This is a genomic window from Kitasatospora putterlickiae (assembly GCF_039527695.1).
GTDB lineage: Bacteria > Actinomycetota > Actinomycetes > Streptomycetales > Streptomycetaceae > Kitasatospora > Kitasatospora putterlickiae.
Genome location: NZ_BAAAKJ010000317.1, coordinates 1 through 904 on the forward strand (window position 1 = coordinate 1; position 904 = coordinate 904).

Annotated in this window: 2 pseudogenes; both read right to left on the reverse strand. The window is 79.0% G+C overall.

From position 1 onward, the window contains the following. Window positions 1–363 (reverse strand): annotated as a pseudogene (locus tag ABD308_RS30070) (hypothetical protein); the annotation flags it as partial. Between the two features lie 6 nt (window positions 364–369). Next, window positions 370–904: pseudogene (locus ABD308_RS30075) on the reverse strand (hypothetical protein); the annotation flags it as partial.

Genomic DNA, 904 nt, shown 5'->3' on the forward strand with positions numbered 1-904 from the left:
CGCGGCCGCGTCGGAGAGCCAGCCGGCGCCGCCGGCGGCCTCGCCCGCGCCCGGCGGGGTGTACGCGGTGAGGGAGGTGGAGCCGGTGAGGCCCTGGAGCGGCAGCGGGCAGACCGCGGTGCTCCGCTCGACCTGCGCCGAGGTGGCGGTGGCCCGGTCGGTGGCGGCCGGGGCGGCCGGCGGGCGGAGCTCGGCGATGCCGAACACCGCCGCGAGCACCACGGCCGCGGCCAGCAGCGACCGGGTGGTCCTCGCCGCGCCGGAGCCCTTCGGGGCGGGGGCGCCGGCGGGGGCCCCGGTGGACGCGGCCGAGGGGGCGGTGTCCGGCGCGCCGGACTTCTTCCTGAAGGCGGGCTTCTTCATCGCGGGTCAGCTCCCCGATCCGTGGTGGTGCGGGTACCGGCCCGGGCCGTGCGGGTCGTTCGGGTCGTGGGGCCCGTTCGGGTCCGGCTGGTCGTAGTAGGGCTCGGCCTGCTGCTGTCCGGGCACCCAGGGCTGCTGGCCGGCCTGCTGGCCCGGCTGGTGCTGACCCGGCTGCTGGTACTGGTCGTAGCCGTACTGCTGCTCCGCCGGGTACGGCTGGTAGCCCTGCTGCTGGTAGCCGTCCTGGCCGCCGTACCCCTGGCCGCCGTAGGGCGCGCCCACCGGCTGCTGCGCGGCGTAGGGGTCGTAGCTGTACGGGTCGGCCTGCTGGTACGCCTGGTAGGAGTCGGTGTACGGCTCGGCCTCCTGCGCGGCGGCGGCCGCCTGGACCGCCCCGGCCACCGGTTCGCCGGCGGACTGCGCCGGGATCGCGCCCGGCCGCCCCTCGTACACCCCGGCCTCCGGCTCGTCGGCGTCCGGGACCTCGCCCTCGGCGCCCTCGGCGCGCTCGGCCATCCGGCGGGCCCGGCGGGTGCCCGGG